At 69.0% G+C, this 18272-nt stretch carries 12 protein-coding genes and 1 pseudogene; 4 read left to right on the plus strand and 9 right to left on the minus strand.

Annotation, left to right across the window (positions count from 1 at the left end; all coding sequences use genetic code 11):
- The first annotated feature begins 10 nt into the window (after window positions 1-10).
- The 4 genes from PHLH3_RS16220 to PHLH3_RS30680 all read left to right on the plus strand — a co-directional run bounded on the left by PHLH3_RS16220 (window position 11) and on the right by PHLH3_RS30680 (window position 3847).
- On the plus strand, window positions 11-820 hold the full coding sequence (locus tag PHLH3_RS16220) for a protein-glutamate O-methyltransferase CheR (protein ID WP_213624918.1): 810 nt from the start codon (window positions 11-13) through the stop codon (window positions 818-820).
- Window positions 813-1322 (plus strand): chemotaxis protein CheD, encoded by a 510-nt coding sequence (locus tag PHLH3_RS16225; protein ID WP_213624919.1) that lies wholly within the window; start codon window positions 813-815, stop codon window positions 1320-1322. Before PHLH3_RS16220 ends, PHLH3_RS16225 begins: the two co-directional genes overlap by 8 nt.
- Window positions 1319-2398, plus strand: a complete 1080-nt coding sequence (locus PHLH3_RS16230) for a chemotaxis response regulator protein-glutamate methylesterase (protein ID WP_213624920.1) — start codon at window positions 1319-1321, stop codon at window positions 2396-2398. Before PHLH3_RS16225 ends, PHLH3_RS16230 begins: the two co-directional genes overlap by 4 nt.
- A gap of 123 nt (window positions 2399-2521) precedes the next feature.
- Window positions 2522-3847, plus strand: a complete 1326-nt coding sequence (locus tag PHLH3_RS30680) for a PAS domain-containing methyl-accepting chemotaxis protein (protein ID WP_213624921.1) — start codon at window positions 2522-2524, stop codon at window positions 3845-3847.
- A gap of 247 nt (window positions 3848-4094) precedes the next feature.
- Here PHLH3_RS30680 and tagQ read toward each other — a convergent pair whose 3' ends face one another.
- The 9 genes and pseudogenes from tagQ to PHLH3_RS16280 form a co-directional block, all read right to left on the minus strand.
- Window positions 4095-5057 carry a type VI secretion system-associated lipoprotein TagQ gene (gene tagQ, locus PHLH3_RS16240; protein ID WP_213624922.1) on the minus strand — a complete coding sequence of 321 codons (963 nt, stop codon included), beginning with the start codon at window positions 5055-5057 and terminating at the stop codon, window positions 4095-4097.
- A gap of 146 nt (window positions 5058-5203) precedes the next feature.
- On the minus strand, window positions 5204-6901 hold the full coding sequence (locus PHLH3_RS16245) for an SUMF1/EgtB/PvdO family nonheme iron enzyme (protein ID WP_213624923.1): 1698 nt from the start codon (window positions 6899-6901) through the stop codon (window positions 5204-5206).
- Window positions 6894-8099 (minus strand): FtsX-like permease family protein, encoded by a 1206-nt coding sequence (locus tag PHLH3_RS16250; protein ID WP_213624924.1) that lies wholly within the window; start codon window positions 8097-8099, stop codon window positions 6894-6896. Before PHLH3_RS16250 ends, PHLH3_RS16245 begins: the two co-directional genes overlap by 8 nt.
- Window positions 8099-8815 carry an ABC transporter ATP-binding protein gene (locus tag PHLH3_RS16255; protein ID WP_280527432.1) on the minus strand — a complete coding sequence of 239 codons (717 nt, stop codon included), beginning with the start codon at window positions 8813-8815 and terminating at the stop codon, window positions 8099-8101. Before PHLH3_RS16255 ends, PHLH3_RS16250 begins: the two co-directional genes overlap by 1 nt.
- Window positions 8815-11957: pseudogene (locus PHLH3_RS16260) on the minus strand (serine/threonine-protein kinase). Before PHLH3_RS16260 ends, PHLH3_RS16255 begins: the two are co-directional and overlap by 1 nt.
- A gap of 19 nt (window positions 11958-11976) precedes the next feature.
- Window positions 11977-12705, minus strand: coding sequence for a protein phosphatase 2C domain-containing protein (locus tag PHLH3_RS16265; protein ID WP_213624925.1), 729 nt, complete (start codon window positions 12703-12705; stop codon window positions 11977-11979).
- On the minus strand, window positions 12705-13400 hold the full coding sequence (tagF, locus tag PHLH3_RS16270) for a type VI secretion system-associated protein TagF (protein WP_213624926.1): 696 nt from the start codon (window positions 13398-13400) through the stop codon (window positions 12705-12707). Before tagF ends, PHLH3_RS16265 begins: the two co-directional genes overlap by 1 nt.
- Window positions 13397-16912 carry a type VI secretion system membrane subunit TssM gene (gene tssM / locus PHLH3_RS16275; protein WP_213624927.1) on the minus strand — a complete coding sequence of 1172 codons (3516 nt, stop codon included), beginning with the start codon at window positions 16910-16912 and terminating at the stop codon, window positions 13397-13399. The genes tagF and tssM overlap by 4 nt, the downstream gene beginning before the upstream one ends.
- The gene (locus PHLH3_RS16280; RefSeq protein WP_213624928.1) at window positions 16909-18267 is read right to left on the minus strand and encodes a DotU family type VI secretion system protein; all 1359 of its coding nucleotides are present in this window, start codon (window positions 18265-18267) and stop codon (window positions 16909-16911) included. The genes tssM and PHLH3_RS16280 overlap by 4 nt, the downstream gene beginning before the upstream one ends.
- Between the last annotated feature and the right edge of the window lie 5 nt (window positions 18268-18272).

The following is an 18272-nucleotide window of genomic DNA, read 5'->3' on the forward strand; positions in this document are numbered from 1 at the left end:
GGAGTCCTCCATGACCGATCTCAGCCTCTCCAACCGCGAGTTCCAGCAGTTCCGCGGGATGATCCACGAGATCGCCGGCATCGCCATGTCGGAAGCCAAGCGCCAGCTCATCGCCGGCCGGCTCAGCAAGCGCCTGCGCCATTTCGGCCTGGGCAGCTACGGCGACTACTACCAGTTGCTGATGAACGACAAGGGCGAGCTGCAGATCGCCGTCGACCTGCTCACCACCAACGAGACCTACTTCTTCCGCGAACCCAAGCACTTCGAGTTCCTGCGCGAGAAGCTGGGCACCGAACTGCGCACCGGCAGTGGCCCGCTGCGCATCTGGAGCGCCGCCTGCTCCAGCGGCGAGGAGCCCTACACCCTGGCCCTGCTACTGGCTGACGCGGTCGCCGCCAGCCCCTGGGAAATCCTCGCCTCGGACATCAGCACGCGCATCCTCGACAAGGCCCGCGCCGGGCTCTACCCCGTGGAGGACGCCGAAGGCATCCCCGGCAACCTTCGCCAGCGCTTCTGCCTCAGGGGCACCGGGCGCAACGAGGGGCTGTTCACCCTGGACCCGGCCCTCAAGCGCCGCGTGCAGTTCCGCCAGATCAACCTCAACAACGCGCTGCCTGATGTGGGCGTGTTCGACGTGATCTTCCTGCGCAACGTGATGATCTACTTCGACGCCGACACCAAGCGCCAGGTGGTACAGCGCCTCTGCGCACGCCTGCGCCCGGGTGGCTACTTCCTGGTCAGCCATTCGGAGAGCCTCAACGGCATCAGCGAGGAACTGCAGTCCGTGCGCCCGTCGATCTACCGGAGGCCCCATGCGTAAGCCCCAGGGCGTCGTCGAGGTATTCCTGCAGCCGGGCGAGCTGTACTTCGGCGATCGCTACACCCGCCTGCGCACCCTGCTGGGTTCTTGCGTCTCCATCGTGCTCTGGCACCGCCAGGCGCTGCTCGGAGGCATGTGCCACTACATGCTGCCCTCCTGCCGCCACCCGGCGCGAGCACCGGACGGCCGCTACGCCGACGCGGCCCTGGACCAGCTGCTTCAGGAAATCCGCGACAGCGGCACCCGCGCCACGGACTACCGCATCAGCCTGTTCGGTGGCGGCAACATGCTCGGCAGCCGCGAGCGCCGGCACATCGGCCAGCAGAACATCGAGGCCGGCCTGGCCCTGCTGGCTGCCCACCGCCTCACCTGCCACGCCCGCCATGTGGGCGGCGAGGGCTACCGCAACCTGATCTTCGACGTGTGGAGCGGCAACATCGCGCTCCGCCACCCCAACCCGCAACAACTCGCCAGTCGGCGCTACGAGGCCTGCTCGCCATGAACAAGATCAAGGTGATGATCGTCGACGACTCCGCAGTCGTGCGGCAGGTACTGACCGGCAGCCTGTCCGGCCACAGTGGTATCGAGGTAATCGGCGCGGCCGCCGACCCGCTGTTCGCCCTGGAGCGGATGAACCGCAACTGGCCGGACGTGATCGTGCTGGACGTGGAGATGCCGCGCATGGACGGCATCTCCTTCCTTAAAAAACTGATGGTAGAGCGCCCCACCCCGGTGGTGATCTGCTCGACCCTGACCGAGAAAGGCGCTGCCACCACCATGGAGGCCCTGGCCGCCGGTGCCGTGGCCATCGTCACCAAGCCCCAGGGCAACCTGCGCCAGTTCCTGGTCGAGGCCACCGATGAGCTGGTCAGCGCCATAAAGGCCGCCTCCCAGGCCCGTCTCAAGCGCCTGCCCGGCGCCACGGCGGCCTCCGCGCCCGCCGTGGCGCCCAAGCTCACCGCCGACGCCATCCTGCCGGCCGGCGGGCCGGCCGCCATGACCCGCACCACCGAGCGCATCGTCGCCCTGGGCACCTCCACCGGCGGCACCCAGGCCCTGGAATACGTGCTCACCGCCCTGCCTCGCGTCTGCCCGGGCATCGTCATCGTCCAACACATGCCGGAGAAGTTCACCGCCGCCTTCGCCGCACGCCTGGATGGCCTGTGCCAGATCGAGGTGCGCGAAGCGCGCCACGGCGACCGGGTGATCCCCGGTCGCGCACTGATCGCCCCCGGCGGTCGCCACATGCTGCTCAAGCGCAACGGCGCGCAGTACGTGGTGGACATCGTGGACGGGCCGCCGGTATCCCGGCACAAGCCCTCGGTGGACGTCCTGTTCCGCTCCACGGCCCGCGCTGCGGGGGCCAACGCCACGGGCATCATCATGACCGGCATGGGCGATGACGGCGCACGCGGGCTGCGGGAAATGTACGAAGCCGGCGCCTACACTCTCGGACAGGACGAGGCCACCTGCGTGGTCTACGGCATGCCCAAGGAAGCCCGCAAGCTGGATGCGGTGCACCGGGAAATCCCACTCGAACAGATCCCTGCCTACATCCTGAGAGGCGACCGCCCCTGAGTTCACGGCCCACCGACGCGCTATCGGCGACTTCCCCACTCCGTCGCCGGGGTCGGTGGGCCCTTTTGAGTCCGCTGGGCCATGTCGATCACAGGCCCGCCGCCAAGCAAGGAGCAACACGAGATGATCCTGTTCAGCGCTGCCCTGAAAAACGAACTGGCCCGGTGCCAAGGGGAACTCACAGAGGCCCGCGCGCTCCTGGAGGCGTTTGACCGCTCCCAGGCCATCATCGAGTTCCTGCCCGACGGCACCATCGTCAAGGCCAACGACAACTTCCTCGGCACCATGGGCTATCGCCCAGACGAAATCATCGGCCGGCACCACCGCCTGTTCTGCGAACCGGCCATGGCCGCCAGCGCCGAATACCGGCGCTTCTGGGAGCGGCTGGCCCAGGGCGAGTTCATCCGCGAGCGTTTCCTGCGGCTGGACAAACAGGGGCGCGACGTGTGGCTGGAGGCCACCTACAACCCGGTACGCGATGCCGCCGGGCGGGTGACCAAGGTGATCAAGCTGGCCACCGACATCAGCGCCAACCTCCTGCATGAGCATGAGGAGGACGCGATCATCAACGCCCTCAATCGCTCCATGGCGGTCATCGAGTTCAATCCGGCCGGCGAAGTGGTGGAGGCCAACGAGAATTTCCTCGCGGTGATGGGCTACCGCAAGCAGGAGGTAATCGGGCAGCACCACCGGACTTTCTGCTCTCGAGAAGAAGCGGGCTCCGTGCAGTACCAGCAGTTCTGGCAGCAATTGAATCGGGGGGAGTACTTCAGCGGGCGCTTCGAACGACGCAATCGCCACGGCGACGTGATCTGGCTCGAGGCCAGCTACAACCCGGTCTTCGACACCCGCGGCACGCTGTACAAGATCGTCAAGTTCGCCTCCGACATAACCGCCGAGGTGCTTGAGCAGCAGGCAGAGTCCGAAGCCGCCCATGTGGCGTACGAAACCGCGCGGCAGACCGACGCCGATGCACAGGGCGGCGCGGAGGTGGTGAACCGTACCGTGGCGCTGGTCCAGGGCATCGCCGGGGAACTGAACCACGCTGCCGAGCGCATCGGTGCGGTGAGCCAGCAGTCGGACGTGATCAACAGTATCGTGCAGTCCATCCGTGGCATCGCCGACCAGACCAACCTGCTGGCCCTCAACGCCGCCATCGAGGCCGCCCGTGCCGGCGAGCAGGGCCGGGGGTTCGCGGTGGTGGCGGACGAGGTGCGCAACCTCGCTGCCCGCACCGCGCGGGCCACCGAGGAGATCATCGAAGTGGTCAAACGCAACCACGAGCTGGCCCAGGACGCCGTCAGCAGCATGCGCGAGAGCTGCGAAAAGGTGGATCAGGGCGTGCAACTGGCCCACGAGGCGGGCCGGGCCATCCAGAGCATCCAGGACGGCGCCCAGCGGGTGGTCGACACCATCCAGCGTTTCACCAGCACACTGCAGGGCCATTGAGCCGGCCCGGGCACCCTGCCGGGACCGGCGATTGTCGATACCCGGCAGGCAGAAATTGCATGAACGCCATCGCCTGCACCGTCACCCTCGCGCACGCGGGGGCCCACTCGACGCTGTCGCAGGTACGGCGCGCAGCACCAACAGCGGGTACGAGGAAACGGCGGGAAGGAGTATCGCTGAAAGGCAATCACCCGCCCGGGCGGGCGGGTGATACAGGCGGCGGGCCCGGTGGGGCCCGCCGAGGGGGTCAGGCCTTGGAGGCGCAGCTGGCCGGGGCCCAGTCACCCATGTCGGGGCTGTTGCACACGTCGCTGACCATGGTCTGGCCGCGGCTGGCGACCTTCTGGCTCTCGGCGCGCTTGGCCTCGGCCTGTTGCAGGGTGCGCTCGGTGCTCACCGCTTCCTTCGGTACCGCCTTGGCAGTGGTGGTGGTCTTCTTCGGCGGCGTGGTGGTCTTGGTGGTGGTCTTGGTCGAGGTCTTGGTGGTGGTCGGGGTGACCGGAGTCTCGGCGGCGACGACCTGGCTCACGTCCTTGCGCTCGACACCGACGGTCTGCAGGTCCTTTTCGTAGGCCTGGGTGTAGGTGTTGATGTTCTCGCCGGCGCGGCCGTCGACGGCCGCCATCAGTGCATTGGTCTCGTTCAGGCCGCTGACGATCTCGGCCAGGCGCAGGCGGCCTTCGGTCTCGCTCACGGTCTTGGCCTTGCGCGAAGCCTGCAGGTTGGCGAACTCGCGCTGGTAGCAGTTCTGCGCGGCGCTGGCGTACTTGATGCTGCGGTCGATCTCGCCGCTGCTGCGATCGATGTCGCTGGCGTAGGAGGCGATGCGCGCGTTGTCGTCGGCGATCTGCTGCTGGCGAGCGCTGTAGTAACCCGCCGCACCGCCCACCAGGGCACCGCCCGCCGCACCGATCAGCGCGTTGCGGCCGGCGTGGTCACCGCCGGAAAGGCCGCCCGCCAGGGCACCGATCACACCGCCGGCGATGGCGCCGGTGGCGACCGACTGGGTCATCGCCTGGTCGGAAGCGCGCAGCTGGCTGACCGGCTGGTAGCACTGCGGGTAGTACTCGGCCTTGGTGCTGGCCGCGACCTTGGAACTGGGCGAGCCCATCCCGGCGCAGCCGGTGAGCAGCACGCTGGTGCAGGTGACGGCGGTGAACAGTGCGGTGCGTACTGCGGAAAATGCGGGAATGTTGCGTGGGGTTGCCATGGTCATTGCTCTCGTTCTTGAGGTTGTCTAACAGGCCATTGGGAACGCCTGCGTTGCCATCGCGGCCTCGCCTACGTTTCTCAACGACCTGCAAATCCATTAAGGCTTCACGGAAGCCACCGAAGCGCCGTCCTTGTCGCCCGGCCTCAGGGGCCGAGCAGTTCTTTCAGAATCACCTCCGGATCCGCCCTGCGCTGCTGACGATACTCGCCCACATGCTTGACGAAAAGCGTGGCGCGCGTCACGAGACTCTTGCCCAGTACCGGGTTGCGGTTGAGTTCTTCCTTGGTCCGCTGGAACTGCGCCTGGATCACCGCGTCGGTATAGCGGGTCCCGGTCGCCAGGTTGTCAATATAGATCGCCACGGCGCCGTCGAGTGCCGTCTTGCCGTTGGCCATCGCACTCTCGTAGAGCTTGGCCGAGGCCTCGTCCTTGGCCGCCTTGGCCTGGTCGCGGCTCTTCTTCAGGTTGGTCAGGCGGATGTTGTAGTTGTTGATCGTCTCGGCCACCAGCGCGGCGGACTGGATCAGGTTGCCGGCCGCCTCCTCGCGCTGCTTGGCGATCAGCGAGATGTTGCGCTTGAGCTCCTCGTTGACCAGCGCCAGGCGCCCCTGCAGCTCGGGGTCGGCGCTGCTGGCGATGATGCTGTCGAGCAGTTGGGTCGGGTCCTGGTCGTCGGCGATCTCGTCGGTGAGCGAGGAGGCACGACCCTCGGCCTTCCATTGCTCGAACAGGTCCTTGTAGCGCGAGCGCGGTGCCGACAACGCACCGATGGCGACGCGAAAGCCCGTGGTCTCGTTCTGCTGCTCGGTGCCATCGGCGGCGAACAGCGGGTACTCGCGGCGCATGCCGGTGAACAGGGTCATCTCCCCTTCCAGGTAGTTCCCACCCTTGACCACGAAGCCGCCGTAGGTGCCCTGGCGACGCCCGGCGTGCACCAGCTGGAAGGATTCCTGGACCATCTCGGCGGCGTTGCCGATGACGTCGAACAGGCCGATGGGGTTGGGCTTCTTCAGGCCGATGGGCAGCAGGCGCGCCGCCTGTCCGGTGCCGCCAGCGACCTGGTTGTATACCGCCCAATCACCCAGCGGGCCGTCACCCTCGGCGCCCTCCTGCTTGCGCGGGAACAGCCGCGCCTCCAGCTCCTGGCGGCTCACCGCGTGGGCGCCGCGGGCGGCGAATTCCCATTCCACTTCCGTGGGCAGGCGCACGAAACCGACGCCGCCGTCCTCGGCCTTGCCACCCCGCCCGCTGATGGGCAGCAGGTCGCGATGGTTCTTCAGCAGCCAGGCGCTGTACACCGCACCGAAGCGCTCGGCCTCGAAGCGCGACAGCTTGACCTTGGGCAGCCGCGCGGCCATGCCCGCCGGAGCCGGCTCACAGGCGGGCGGCTCGCCCTGGCCGGCCAGGGACGCGGCCTGGGCCATCACCAGGTCGTACTGGCGCTGGGTCACTTCGTACTTGCCGACGAAGTACAGCATCGGCTTGAGCGGCGTGCCCTTCTCCGGCTTCGGCAGGCTGGCGGAAAGCTTGGACTGCCAGTCCCTGGACAGGTCCGAGAGGGTGAACTGGCCGTTGATGAAGTCGCGGCGGTAGCCGGAGATGAACGACTGCTGGTAGCCGGTCTCGCCCTCGCTGAAGGGGTAGCCGAGGCTCACTTCACGATCGTCCAGGGTGCCCTTGGCCAGCACGTAGACGTAGCGGAACACCATCTCGCCCTCGCAGGGCAGCGGCAGGCTGACGTCGTCCGGCAGCGGCTTGGGGTTGTACAACGGGTTCGGCTCGGCGTGCGCCGTGGCCACCGCCAGGGACAGTGAGAATGCGACTGTCAGCAACTTAAACATCACGTAGTCCTTCCGAAGCTTCGATTCGGGCCGCGCGCCAGCCACCGGTCGCCGCGGCCAGCGCACTGCAGGCCAGGGTCGCCAGCAACGCCAGCAGGTAATGGGAGAACAGCAGGCGGCAGGCATATTCGCCCGCCGCCGACTGGAACAATTGGTTGAGCCCGGCCTCGGCGATGAGGTACAGCACGCCCGCCAGGGCCAGGCTGAAGGTGCCGGTGTAGAGCGCCTGCAGCACCACGAAGAAGACCAGCGCGGCGGTGGAGAAGCCCAGCAGGCGCAGCACCGAGAGTTCGCGGCGCTTGCGCTCCACCGCCGCCAGGGTGCTGGCGGCCATCGCGGCGAAGGCGCCGGCCAGGGCCAGCCCGGCGATGATCCAGAACACCAGGGTCAGGTTGCGGCTGAGCGAGCGCACCTGGGCGATGGCCTCGGCCTGGGTGGCGACCTCCTGGTCGCGGCCGGCGAAATGCAGGCGCAGCGCCTCCACCGCGTCCAGGTCGCGCGCATAGAGGCGGAAGCCGGGGTAGACCCGTGCCCGCGCACCGCTGGCGGCTTCGCGGCCCGGCCAGCCGAAGCGCTCCACGGCCAGGCCGTCGCGGTAGTCCTCCACCGCCTCCAGCAGGTCCAGGCGGGCGAACAGGGCCTGGCGCTGGAAGACCTCCAGGGGCAGCACGGCCTTCACCTTCAGACGGGTGCGCTGGTACTCGGGGATGCCGGATACGGAGCGGCCGAACGCCGCGGTGAGTTCGTCGCCCGCCTTCACTCCAAGACGCTCGGCGGCGCGCTGGCTGAGCACCACTTCGTCGCGGCCCTGGGGCAGTTGCGCAGGTGGCACCAGCGGGTCGCCCTCGGCGGTGGGGACCATCTCCACGGTCAGCGGCTGGCTGCCGCCGTCAGCGTGCAGGTCGACGGTGGCGGCGATCTGCCGGGTACGCGGCACCACGAAGGCCACCTCGGGGCGCGCGGCGAGTTCGGCGATGCCCTCGAGGTTGTAGCGGGCGCCGCCCAGGGGAATCACCTCGCGCACGGCGGGGTCGCGCTCCAGGCGTTCGGTGAGGGTACTGACCAGGCCGTGCTTGAGGCCGAACAACACCAGCAGCGGGGCGACAACGGCGACCAGCGCGAGCACCGCGCAGGCCGAGAGCCGCGCCTCGTTGCGGTAGTCGTGCCAGGCCAGTGCGACGAGCAGGCCCTTGCGCATCAGCCGGCCTCCGCGAGGGTGGCGGTGACGCCACCATCGACGCCACGCTGCAGCGCCAGGGGCAAGGGGGCCAGCCCGGCGCGGGCGGCCAGGGCCTGGTCGTGGGTCGCCACCACCAGGCACAGGTCATGGAGCCGGGCCTGCTCCACCAGCAGTTGCATCACCCGCTCCGCGTTGATCGGGTCGAGGGACGCAGTGGGTTCGTCGGCCAGCAGCAGGCGTGGCCGGTGGGCCAGAGCGCGGGCGATGCCGACGCGCTGGCGCTGCCCCACCGAGAGTGCCGAAGGGCGCTTGCCCAACTGATCGGCGATTTCCAGGTGGGTGGCCAGGTGGCGCACCGTGTCGTCGTCCGGCATGCCCAGCAGCGCGCGGGACAGGCCGATGTTACCGGCCACGTCGAGGTAGCCCAGCAGGCCCCCGGTCTGCAGCACGTAGCCGATGCCGCGACCACGCAGGGCCGCCAGCTCATCGTTGCACCCCTGCTTCCACAGCGCGGCGACGTCGCGCACGCGGCCGTCCAGCTCGTATTCCATCACCCCGCCGGCGTCCGGCGAGAGGATCAGCGCCAGCAGGTCGAGCACCGTGCTCTTGCCGCTGCCGCTGGGGCCGACCAGGGCCAGGCGCTGCCCGGCGCGCAGGTCCAGCCTGGGGATTTCCAGGCTGTAGCGCTGGGCGCCCTGCCCCCGCGTCTTGCGCAGGTCACGAAGCCTGAGCATCAGGGCAGCGTCGACAGCGGCACGCGGTAGAGGGCGTCGCCGGGCGCCGCGTCGCCGAAGCGCACCCAGTTGGCGGTGTCGTTGTGGAAGGTCTCGTAGAGGCGGATCTTGGACTCCAGCTCGTCGATGAAGTCCTCCTGCTCGGCCACCGACAGCGACAGCCACAGGTCCTGGTTCATGTTCAGCGACTTGCTGCGGTACGGCAGCCCTTCCAGGTATTCGCCGAGGATGCCGCTCTCGGCCAGGTTGCTGCCACGGGCCAGCTTCGAGGGGTCGCGGGCCATGTGCGCACTGGCGCTGGCGATCTCCTGGAAGAAGTCCTTGGGCGAGCTCTGGGTACGCCGTGCGGCGTCGACGATCACTTTCAGCGACTGCTGCAGGTCGTTGAGCTGCAGCTTGGTCAACAGCACGCAGACCTGGAAGGCCGGCAGCTGCGGGTTGGTCAGGTCGCGGTCGGAGGTCCAGGCGGTGACCAGCTGCGGCGCGCGGGCCTGGGACTTGTGGCCGAGGAAGTCCATGTGCATCGCATAGCCGATGGCGGCTGTCTTGGCGGCGATGCTGTTGCCTGCCACCGGCGCCTCCAGCGTCGCGTCGCTGCGTACCTTGTGCACCAGGTCGGCGAAGACGTTGCCGATCTCGCTGACGCTGTCGCCGAACTTCTTCACGTCGCCACCGGCGACCGGGATGTACAGGTCGCCGATCTGCGGGTTGGCGTCGGCGGTGAGGCTGCGGTACTGCTGCTCGGCGAAGCCGTGGTTCTTCTTGCCTGCATCGGTCTTCAGGTGCAGGGCGTAGATCTTGATCTGCTTGCGCAGCGCCGCCTCGCGCACCTCGGCCTCGTTCATCTGGGTACGGCCCAGGGGGTCGTTCTTGCGGATCGCGCCGGCATCGCTGACCAGCAGGATCAGGCGCCCGCCGTAGCCGCTCCAGTCCATGCCGTCGACCGCTTCCATGACGCCGGCGAAGGCGTCCTCGTTGAAGTCGTGGCTGGAGACGCTGGTGGCCTTGATCTGCTGCGCCAGTTGCAGGAACTGGTCCGGATTGCGCCCCTCGTCCAGGCTCACCAGGGTCTTGGCGGTGTACTCCAGGCCCGGCGTCTTGTCGGTGTTGCTGCGGAAACCGACCATGCCGAAGCTGACGCTGTCCAGTTCGCCACGGGCGGCGATCTGGTTGTGCAGTTCGTGCACCACCTCGCGTACGCGGTCGATGTAGGGCTGCATGGACACCGAGGTGTCCACCACCAGCACGATGGCGGTGCGGAAGGCATCGGTCTTCGCCGCCGGCGCGCTGCCCTCGCCCTTCACCTGGGGCGTGTCGCCCGGGTCGATGGAGGCGACGTTGAGCAGTTGCACCGGCTGGCCGCTGGCGTCGAAGCTCTCGCGCGAATCGAAGATCGGCAGCAGGTAGAACTGGTCCTGGGGAATGGCACTGGCGGCCGGCTCTATGGCGACGATCTCCGGGTCGGTGCTGTCGCCGAACTGGGCCTGGTGCACGGCGTTGCGCGCCTTGTTGGAATCGGCGAGGTACAGCTCCACCTGCTCCGGGTCACGCAGGAACATCACCGGCGAGCGGCCGGAGCGTTCGGTGAACTTCAGCACCAGGCTCTGCTTCCAGTCGCTGAGCTTGTCCAGGGGCAGCCAGCCATCGCGATGGCCGTCGCTGGAGGCGCCCACTTCGACCCAGGGCGTGCCGCCCACGACCTTGCGCGCGTACACGTAGAACACCGAGAAGGCCGGCACCGGCGCACCGTCGGCCTGGGCACCGGGCGCGCTGGCGAAACGTGCCCCGGGCTTGCTCAGCACGCGTTCGAACAGGGTCTTCTTGCCGGCCATGATCAGCGGGCGGCTGCCACCGTCCTGGTTGCCCACGGGCGTGGCCACCTGGCCGCCGGTGTCGACGTTCTTGCCGCCTTCATCCGGCGTGGTGCCGCCGGCACCGCCTTCCACCTGGCCACCGTCGACCTGGGCGGCGTCGGGCTTGGCCGGCGACTGGTTGAGCCACCAGTAGGCGCCCCCCCGAGGCCGGCGAGGCCGAGCACGGCCAGGCCGGCGGCGGCGATCAGCGGCGCGCGGTTGGGGCCGCTTGTGGGCTGGCCGGCGGCGGCGCTGAGCTCGGTGTCGAGCACCGAGGCGCGCTTGGCCTTGCCAGCCTTGGGCGGCGTGGCCGGCGGTGTCGCCGGCGGCGTGACCTGGGTCGGCGGCGCGGGGGCGTCCAGCGGCGGCATGGTCACCGAGACCGGGGTCAGCCCGGTCATGCCGCTGCCGGTCTGCGCGGCCGGCGGGGTCGGCGGCAGGCCGAGGGGGCGGAACTGGGTGGCGCCATCGTCGTCGGCCGGGGCCGCCGCGGGCAGGCTCGGCAGGCGGTCGAGGGCCGCGATCAGCGCGGCGGCGTCCGGGTAGCGGTCCTTGGGGTCCTTGGCCAGCAGGCGGGTGAGGATCTCCTGGTAGCGGCCCTGGGCGATGGGCAGCTCCGGCAGCGGTTCGGTGAGGTGCGCCAGGGCGGTGGACAGCGAGTCCGAGCCGACATAGGGCAGCTTGCCGGTGAGGATTTCGTAGAGCACCACGCCCAGGGCGTAGAGGTCGGCGCGGCCGTCGATCTCCAGGCCGCGCGCCTGCTCGGGGCTCATGTAACTGGGGGTGCCGACGGCGAAGCCGGCCTGGGTGAACTGGGTGCGGTCGTCCAGCGCCTTGGCGATGCCGAAGTCCGAGAGCACCGCGCCCCCGTCGGCACGGAACAGGATGTTGGCCGGCTTGACGTCACGGTGCACCAGGCCCTGGGCATGGGCGTAGCCCAGTGCCGAGGCGATCTGGCGCAGCCATACCAGGCCCTGCTCGGGGCTGAGGCCGGCGCTGATGCGCTCCTTCAGCGTGCCGTTGGGCAGGTACTCCATGGCCATGTAGTACAGGCTGCCGACGTTGCCGATGTCGTGGATGGTGACGGTGTGCGGGTGCGACAGCCGCGCCAGGGTCTTGCCCTCGCGCAGGAAGCGTTCGCAGAAGCTGGCGTCGGCGGCGAGCGCCGCGGCCATCACCTTCAGCGCGACCTTGCGCTCCAGCGAACGCTGGGTGGCCAGGTAGACCACGGCCATCGCGCCGTCGCCCAGCTCGCGTTCGATTTCATACCCCGGAATTTCTATGTCCATGCTGGTCTTTTTTTCTTTTTCAGGATGCTTTGACGACTACCGCCGTGATGTTGTCCGGCGCGCCCCGGGTCAAGCCCAGATGCACCAGGCTGCGAACCACCTGATAGGGGTCCTCGTGGCCCAGCACTTCACACAGCTCGTGGTCCTCCGCGGTCTTGTTCAGACCGTCGCTGCACAGCAGGAAGCTGTCGCCGGGCAGCACCACGAACCTCGTTTCTTCCAGTTCCAGATCGTCCTGCACCCCCACCGCGCGGGTGACGATGTTGGCCATCGGGTGCACCTTGGCCTCGGCCTCGTTGAGCAGGTGGCTGTCCACCAGTTCCTGCACGTAGCTGTGGTCGCGGCTGATGGGTTCCAGCTTGCCCTCGCGCAGGCGGTACAGGCGGCTGTCGCCGGCCCACAGGCAGGTCCCCTCGCTGCCCCGCGCCGCCAGCACGACGACCGTGCTGCCCATGGTGCTCACCCCGCGCTGGCGGGTTTCCGCGCGCACCAGGGTGTTGACGTGTATCAGCGCCGCGCGCAGGGCGTCGACATAGGCATCGAGCCCGTCGCCGTACTGCACGCCGCGAAGGGTATCGACGATCAGGTTGCTGACGTAGTCACCGGCGGCATGGCCGCCCATGCCGTCGGCGACCACCCAGAGGCCGTAGTCACCGGCGTCGAGGCAGGCGTCTTCGTTGACCTGGCGGACCATGCCGACGTGGCTGTGGCTGGCTGATCGGTATTGCGCAACCGGAGGCAGTGGCATCACAGGCTCCCGAAATCGATCTGCCCGATGCCGGCGGGCTGCTCGACGGCGCCCTCGCCCACCAGGAAGCGGCTGAAAAACCGCGTCGGCGGCAAGCCCTGGAATCTCACCAGCTCGGCCGCTACACGCTCTGAACCACGCCCCCACCAGAAACTGCAGCCGTCGCTGGCGATCTGCGCCAGTACCGCCTGTCGCGACTCGCTGCCCTGCACCGCGTAACGCAATGCACCGACCTCGCTGAGACGCGCGTCGTGGCGCGGGCTCACCAGCGGCGAGCCCAGCCCCTGCACCCCGGCCTCGAAGGCGTCGAAATCGGCCTCCGGCTCCAGGGTGGAGAGCAGCAGCGACTCGGCGCGATCGAACCAGTCATCGGCACCACCGACGATGGCGCCGAGGTTGCTGCGCTCGTCCAGCAGCACCGCGATGGTCAACGGGAAATAACGGCCGACGCGGTCGATGCTGGGCATCACCACGCCGGCCACGGCTTCGCTCCCCAACAGGTTCGGGGCGATTGCGAAGCGCCACAGCGGGCTCACCAGGTAGGCGTCCAGCCAGGCGCCGCCCAGCTCGGCCTGGCTCTGCGCCATGCCGGCGGCCAGCCACTGGTCCCAGGCCTCGATGAAGGCCGGGGGCAGGCCGCGATGGATGAAGTCGCCACGGCTGGCGAGCTTGCCGTAGAAGCCCGCCGTCGTCATAGGCGCTCCGGCAGGCCGAAACCTGTGACCACGCGGCTGCGGAACGGGTTGAAGGCACTGCTGGCGCGCAGCTCGCTGGAGATGCTGGCGTTGTCCACGCGCATGCGCAGGGTGAAGCGGTCCGGTGCATTGCCCTGGGTCAGGTCCGACTGGTCGAGCAGGCGGAACCAGGCCCAGGGGCCTTCCATGGTGAGGCCCGAGCGACCGCTGGAGGACGGCGGCGAGATGGTCAGGCGCACCACACCCAGGCTGTTGGGGCTCGGCCACTGCATGGCCACCGGCCGGCTGGGGCCGTGGTCGTAGCTGAACTGCTGGCCGTCCAGGTCGAGCTGGAACTGGTCGATGGCAGCATCCATGGCCACCGCCTTCAGTTCGAAGCGCACCATGGGGGTGGTGTTGCCGGAGCGGAAGAAGGCGTCGCGGATCTGCGCGGCACGCTGGAAGGTGCCGAGCACGCCGGAACCGATGCCGAGCTTCTCCGCCGCGCCCGGCTGCCAGCGCCAGGTGGTGGCGGAGGTGTCGACGTAGGGCTGCAGGTATTTGCGGAAGTAACTGTCCATCACCCCGCCGACGCCGAAGAAGGCGCCGAAGTCGTCCAGGGTGGCGTCGCGCGTGCTGTTGCGGTCCAGCGGGTAGCGCCCGGCCAGGGACTGGCGGTAGACGTTGACCACTTCGGCCGTCCAGGCGGCGTTCAGCTGGTTGCGGATGCCGCCCATCATGGTGCTGGTGGTGGCGCTGACCACGGACTTGACCAGCCCCTGGACCAGCGGCGGCTGGCGTTCGGCACCGAGGCTGACGCGCTGGGCGGCGGCCTGGGCCTGGTTCTTCGCCTCGCCCAGCAGGGCGTCGCCGCTGGCACCGCTCATGGCGCTGATCTGCACGTAGAGGGCGTTCATGTCCGCCAGCAGGCCGTCGATGGCCGCCGGCTCGTTGTCGTTCCTGGCCACCAGGCTGTTGAGCTCGGCGAAGTGCGCGGTGATCGGGTCCTCGCTCGGCGCCTGCTGCTGTTGCGGGGCGTCGTCGCCCTGCCCCACCAGGGAGCCGAGGCGATCCTTGAGCTTGCCGACGGTGTCGCTGGTGCCCTTGAGTTTCTCGGCGGCCAGGCGCTCTTCCTTCTGCAGGTCGGTCTCCTTGGCCACGGCTTCGAGCAGCTTCTTCAGCGGCGACTGCGGGCCGGACAGCACGCGCAGCACGTCGGCGGCCTGGGCGGTGCTGGTGATGGCGACGAAGTCGATGTCGGCCAGCAGCGCATCCCATTGGCGCAGGTAGTCCTGGAAGTACAGCTGGCGCACTTCCAGGGCCAGGCTGGCGGCGTCCTGGGTGTCGTCCATGGTGCGGCCGAGCACCCATTGCTCCTCGGCCAGGGTGCCCGACTGGCTCAGGCTGGAGACCATGAACACTTCGCGGTAGCCGCGCTGGGTGAAGAAGCCCGACAGCGGGTCGTTCAGCGCCTTGCCGCTCTTGCGCGAGAACACCAGGGCGGCGTCGCGGCCGGCGGCGTCGCTGATGCGGAAGTCCGGCAGGCCCTGGGGCAGCTTCTGGCGCTTGACGCGGTCGTAGACACGCTGGGCGATGGACAGCTGCTGCAGCTGGCGACGGGTGTCCTGCACCAGGTTGTCGTCCAGGCGCACGGCCGGCGGTGCCCGGTCGTAGAGCGCGGCCAGGTGCTCGTTGAGCGCCTGGCGCTGTTCGGGCACCAGGTCGCGCGGCAGGCTGCGGTCCCAGTCCAGGGCGACCCAGGCCTTGATGAAGTCGCCGTCGTAGTGTTCCGGGTCGGCGAGCATCAGGTAGGCCTTCAGGCCCTCGTAGAGGAAGTCCGAGGAGCCGCCGCTGCGCAGCTGTTCCTCGATACGGGCCATGACCCGGGGGGCCATCACCGCGATCAGGAGCTTGCGGTACACGCTGGCGCCTTCGGCACCGAGCATGTCGCCCTGGTAGAGGCCGTAGCCTTCCGCCCAGCTCGGCGCATCGCCGGACACGTTGCGGATGGCGTTGAGCAGCGGCAGCACCGCGAGCACGTCGCGCTGCGCCGGGCTCAGGCCCTGCAGCTCGCCGTGCAGCGGCTTGACCCGGCCGTCGACGGCGGCGATGTAGGTGCGGTTGGCGCTGAAGCTGGCGAACCAGATGGCGGCGATGCCCAGGACCAGGATCGCGGTCGCGGCGAGCACGCCGCGGGCCATCCATTTGCGCTGGCGCTCGACCTTGGGGTTGGCGCCGACCAGGCCGCGTTCGCCGAAGGCCACTTCGCGGAACAGCCGCTCGATGAAGTAGCTGCGCCCGGTGCCGGTCTGGCGGGCCAGGTGCTGGCGGTCGAGGTTCATGCTCTGCGCCATGGCGCCGATCAGGCGGTCGATGGGGCTGCCTTCCTGGGTGCCGCTGGTGAAGTAGACGCCACGCAGCAGCGCGCGCTCCTCATAGGGGTTGGGCTTGAACACGCCGTCGAGGAAGCTCGACAGCGCATCGCGCAGAGCCGCGAACTGCTGCGGGAAGCCGTAGATCAGGTCGCGCCGCGCGGGGTCGCGTTCCTGCTGCAGGCGTTCCACCAGGCGCTCGTTGAGGCGCTGCTCGAGCAGGGCGAACTCGTTGCCGAACACCGACAGCGGGCCCTCGGCGCTCTTGCCGTCGTCGAGGGCGAAGGTCATGCCCCAGACCTGGGCGCGGTCTTCCTTGCTCAGCGAGTCGAAGAACTCCATGAAGCCCGGCACCAGGTCGAGCTTGGTGAGCATCACGTAGATGGGGAAGCGCACGCCGAGCTGGGCGTAGAGCTCCTGCACCCGGGCGCGGATGGCACGGGCGTGTGCGGCACGCTCGGTCTCGCTGCCCAGCAGCAGGTCGGACAGGCTGATGGCCACGAAGGCACCGTCGATGGGGCGGCGCTTGCGCTGGTTCTTCAAAAGGTCGAGGAAGCCCAGCCAGGCGGCCTTGTCCACCTGGGCGTGGCTGTCCTGGGTGGTGTAGCGGCCAGCGGTGTCGAGCAGCACGGCCTCGTCGGTGAACCACCAGTCGCAGTTGCGGGTGCCGCCGACGCCACGGATGGCGCCGCTGCCCATCTGTTCGGCGAGCGGGAAGTTGAGGCCGGAGTTGACCAGCGCGGTGGTCTTGCCCGAACCCGGCGGGCCGATGATCACGTACCAGGGCAGCTCATAGAGGTTGCGTCGCTCGTTGCCGCCGAGCTTGGCGCGCTTGAGCAGGACCAGGGCCTCGTCCATGCGCTGCTTGAGGGTGGCCAGCTCTTCGCTGGTGGCCACGCTGGCGGCATCCGGGGCCACGGCGACCAGGCCCTGCATCACCTTGGCGGCGTTGCGCCGGGCCTGGATGATGCGCAGCACGCGCCAGCCGATCCACACGGCGAACAGCAGGATGATGAGCACCCAGCGCACGGTGGCCGAAGCCAGGGGCTCGACGTCGCCGATGGCGATCAGCGGGCCGACGAACCAGATCACCAGGCTGAGGGCGATCAGGCCCAGCACCGGTATCACCCAGCGGGCGAGGAAACTGAAAAACGCCTTCACTCGACGCCCTCCGCAAAGACTGTGATCTCCACCCGACGGTTGCGCGAACGGCCGTCGGCGGTGTCATTGGATGCGACCGGCTCGGTGTCGCTGCGGCCCTCGGCGCGGAAGCGCTCGGGCTGGCCGCTCTTGGCCGCGAGCACGTCCATCACCTGCTGGGCGCGGTCCTGGGACAGCTTCCAGTTGGACGGGTAGCGCAGCGTGGCGATGGGCCGGTTGTCGCTGTGGCCGGTGACCAGCACATTGCCTTTCACCTTGCGGATGGCTTCGGCGATGCGCAGCAGCAGCGGCTGGAAATCGTCGGCGATGGTGGCGCTGCCGGAGGCGAACAGCTGGTCGCCGCGGATGGTCACCACGGAGCGGTCGACGGCGTCTTCCACCGCCACCTTCTGCTGGCGGATCTCCTCGGCGAGGAAGCCGGCCAGGCGCGGGCGCTCGACGATCTTCGGCTGCTGCGGCGGACGGTCGATGGTCTGCACCGGGACGTCGCCCAGGGCATGCAGGTTCTTGAACACCGGCTCGGCCTCGGCGGCCAGCTTCAGGCGCATGCCGAACAGCAGCGCCAGGAGCAGCGCGGCACCGATGGCCACGGCCACCCAGGGCGGCAGGAACTGGCGCAGGCGATCACGCGCCACCACCAGGCCGCGCCAGTGCGGCGACAGCTCGCGCTCGATCTCGCCGTGGGTGCTGCGGATGGTCGCGGCGACACGCTCACGCAGCGCTTCGAGCTGGCTGCGGCCGTCGTTCATGACCCGGTAGCGGCCTTCGAACCCGAGGCTGATGCACAGGTACAGGAGCTCCAGCAGGTTGAGGCGCTGGCGCGGGTTCTGCAGGCAGTGGTCGAGCAGCTGGAAGACCTTCTCGCCGCCCCAGGCCTCGTTGTGCAGGGTGATCAGCAGGCTCTGCTTGCTCCAGTCGCTGCCGCTGCCCCAGGGGGTGCTGAGCACGGCTTCGTCGAGCGCGGTGCAGAGCACGTAGCGGCTGAGCATCACCTCGTCCTGGGCGATGCCGGCGGCGCGGGCCTTCTCCTCGAACTGACGCAGGTAGCCCAGCAGTTGCGCGCGCAGGCTGGCGGGCATCGGGTGGGCGATGGTGTTGCGCAGGCGGGTGAGCAACGCCAGCATCGGGCCGGCGGCGGCTTCCAGGGGGTTGAGGCCCTGGCCGCGCGCGGTGAGCATCGGGCCCGTGGGCGCGGGGCCGGCGGGCGGCGGCGTGGGCGCGTCGTAGCGCGGCGCGGCCGGGTCCGGGGCGCGGCCACCGGGGCGCGGCATGATCATGGTGCGGTCGTTGTTGCCGTTGCCGCCGCTGCCGCCACCGGCGGGCGGGCCGCCGAAGGGATCGTCGATTGGATGCATCGCGA

It is taken from the genome of Pseudomonas sp. Pc102 (genome assembly GCF_018408275.1).
GTDB classification, from domain to species: Bacteria; Pseudomonadota; Gammaproteobacteria; order Pseudomonadales; family Pseudomonadaceae; genus Metapseudomonas; species Metapseudomonas tohonis.

Excerpts from the sequence above, each read along its gene's own strand:
- PHLH3_RS16220 (WP_213624918.1), top strand. The coding sequence starts at position 11 with ATGACCGATCTCAGCCTCTCCAACCGCGAGTTCCAGCAGTTCCGCGGG.
- PHLH3_RS16225 (WP_213624919.1), top strand. The coding sequence starts at position 813 with ATGCGTAAGCCCCAGGGCGTCGTCGAGGTATTCCTGCAGCCGGGCGAG.
- PHLH3_RS16230 (WP_213624920.1), top strand. The coding sequence starts at position 1,319 with ATGAACAAGATCAAGGTGATGATCGTCGACGACTCCGCAGTCGTGCGG.
- PHLH3_RS30680 (WP_213624921.1), top strand. The coding sequence starts at position 2,522 with ATGATCCTGTTCAGCGCTGCCCTGAAAAACGAACTGGCCCGGTGCCAA.
- tagQ (WP_213624922.1), bottom strand. The coding sequence starts at position 5,057 with ATGGCAACCCCACGCAACATTCCCGCATTTTCCGCAGTACGCACCGCA.
- PHLH3_RS16245 (WP_213624923.1), bottom strand. The coding sequence starts at position 6,901 with ATGTTTAAGTTGCTGACAGTCGCATTCTCACTGTCCCTGGCGGTGGCC.
- PHLH3_RS16250 (WP_213624924.1), bottom strand. The coding sequence starts at position 8,099 with ATGCGCAAGGGCCTGCTCGTCGCACTGGCCTGGCACGACTACCGCAAC.
- PHLH3_RS16255 (WP_280527432.1), bottom strand. The coding sequence starts at position 8,815 with ATGCTCAGGCTTCGTGACCTGCGCAAGACGCGGGGGCAGGGCGCCCAG.
- PHLH3_RS16265 (WP_213624925.1), bottom strand. The coding sequence starts at position 12,705 with ATGCCACTGCCTCCGGTTGCGCAATACCGATCAGCCAGCCACAGCCAC.
- tagF (WP_213624926.1), bottom strand. The coding sequence starts at position 13,400 with ATGACGACGGCGGGCTTCTACGGCAAGCTCGCCAGCCGTGGCGACTTC.
- PHLH3_RS16280 (WP_213624928.1), bottom strand. The coding sequence starts at position 18,267 with ATGCATCCAATCGACGATCCCTTCGGCGGCCCGCCCGCCGGTGGCGGC.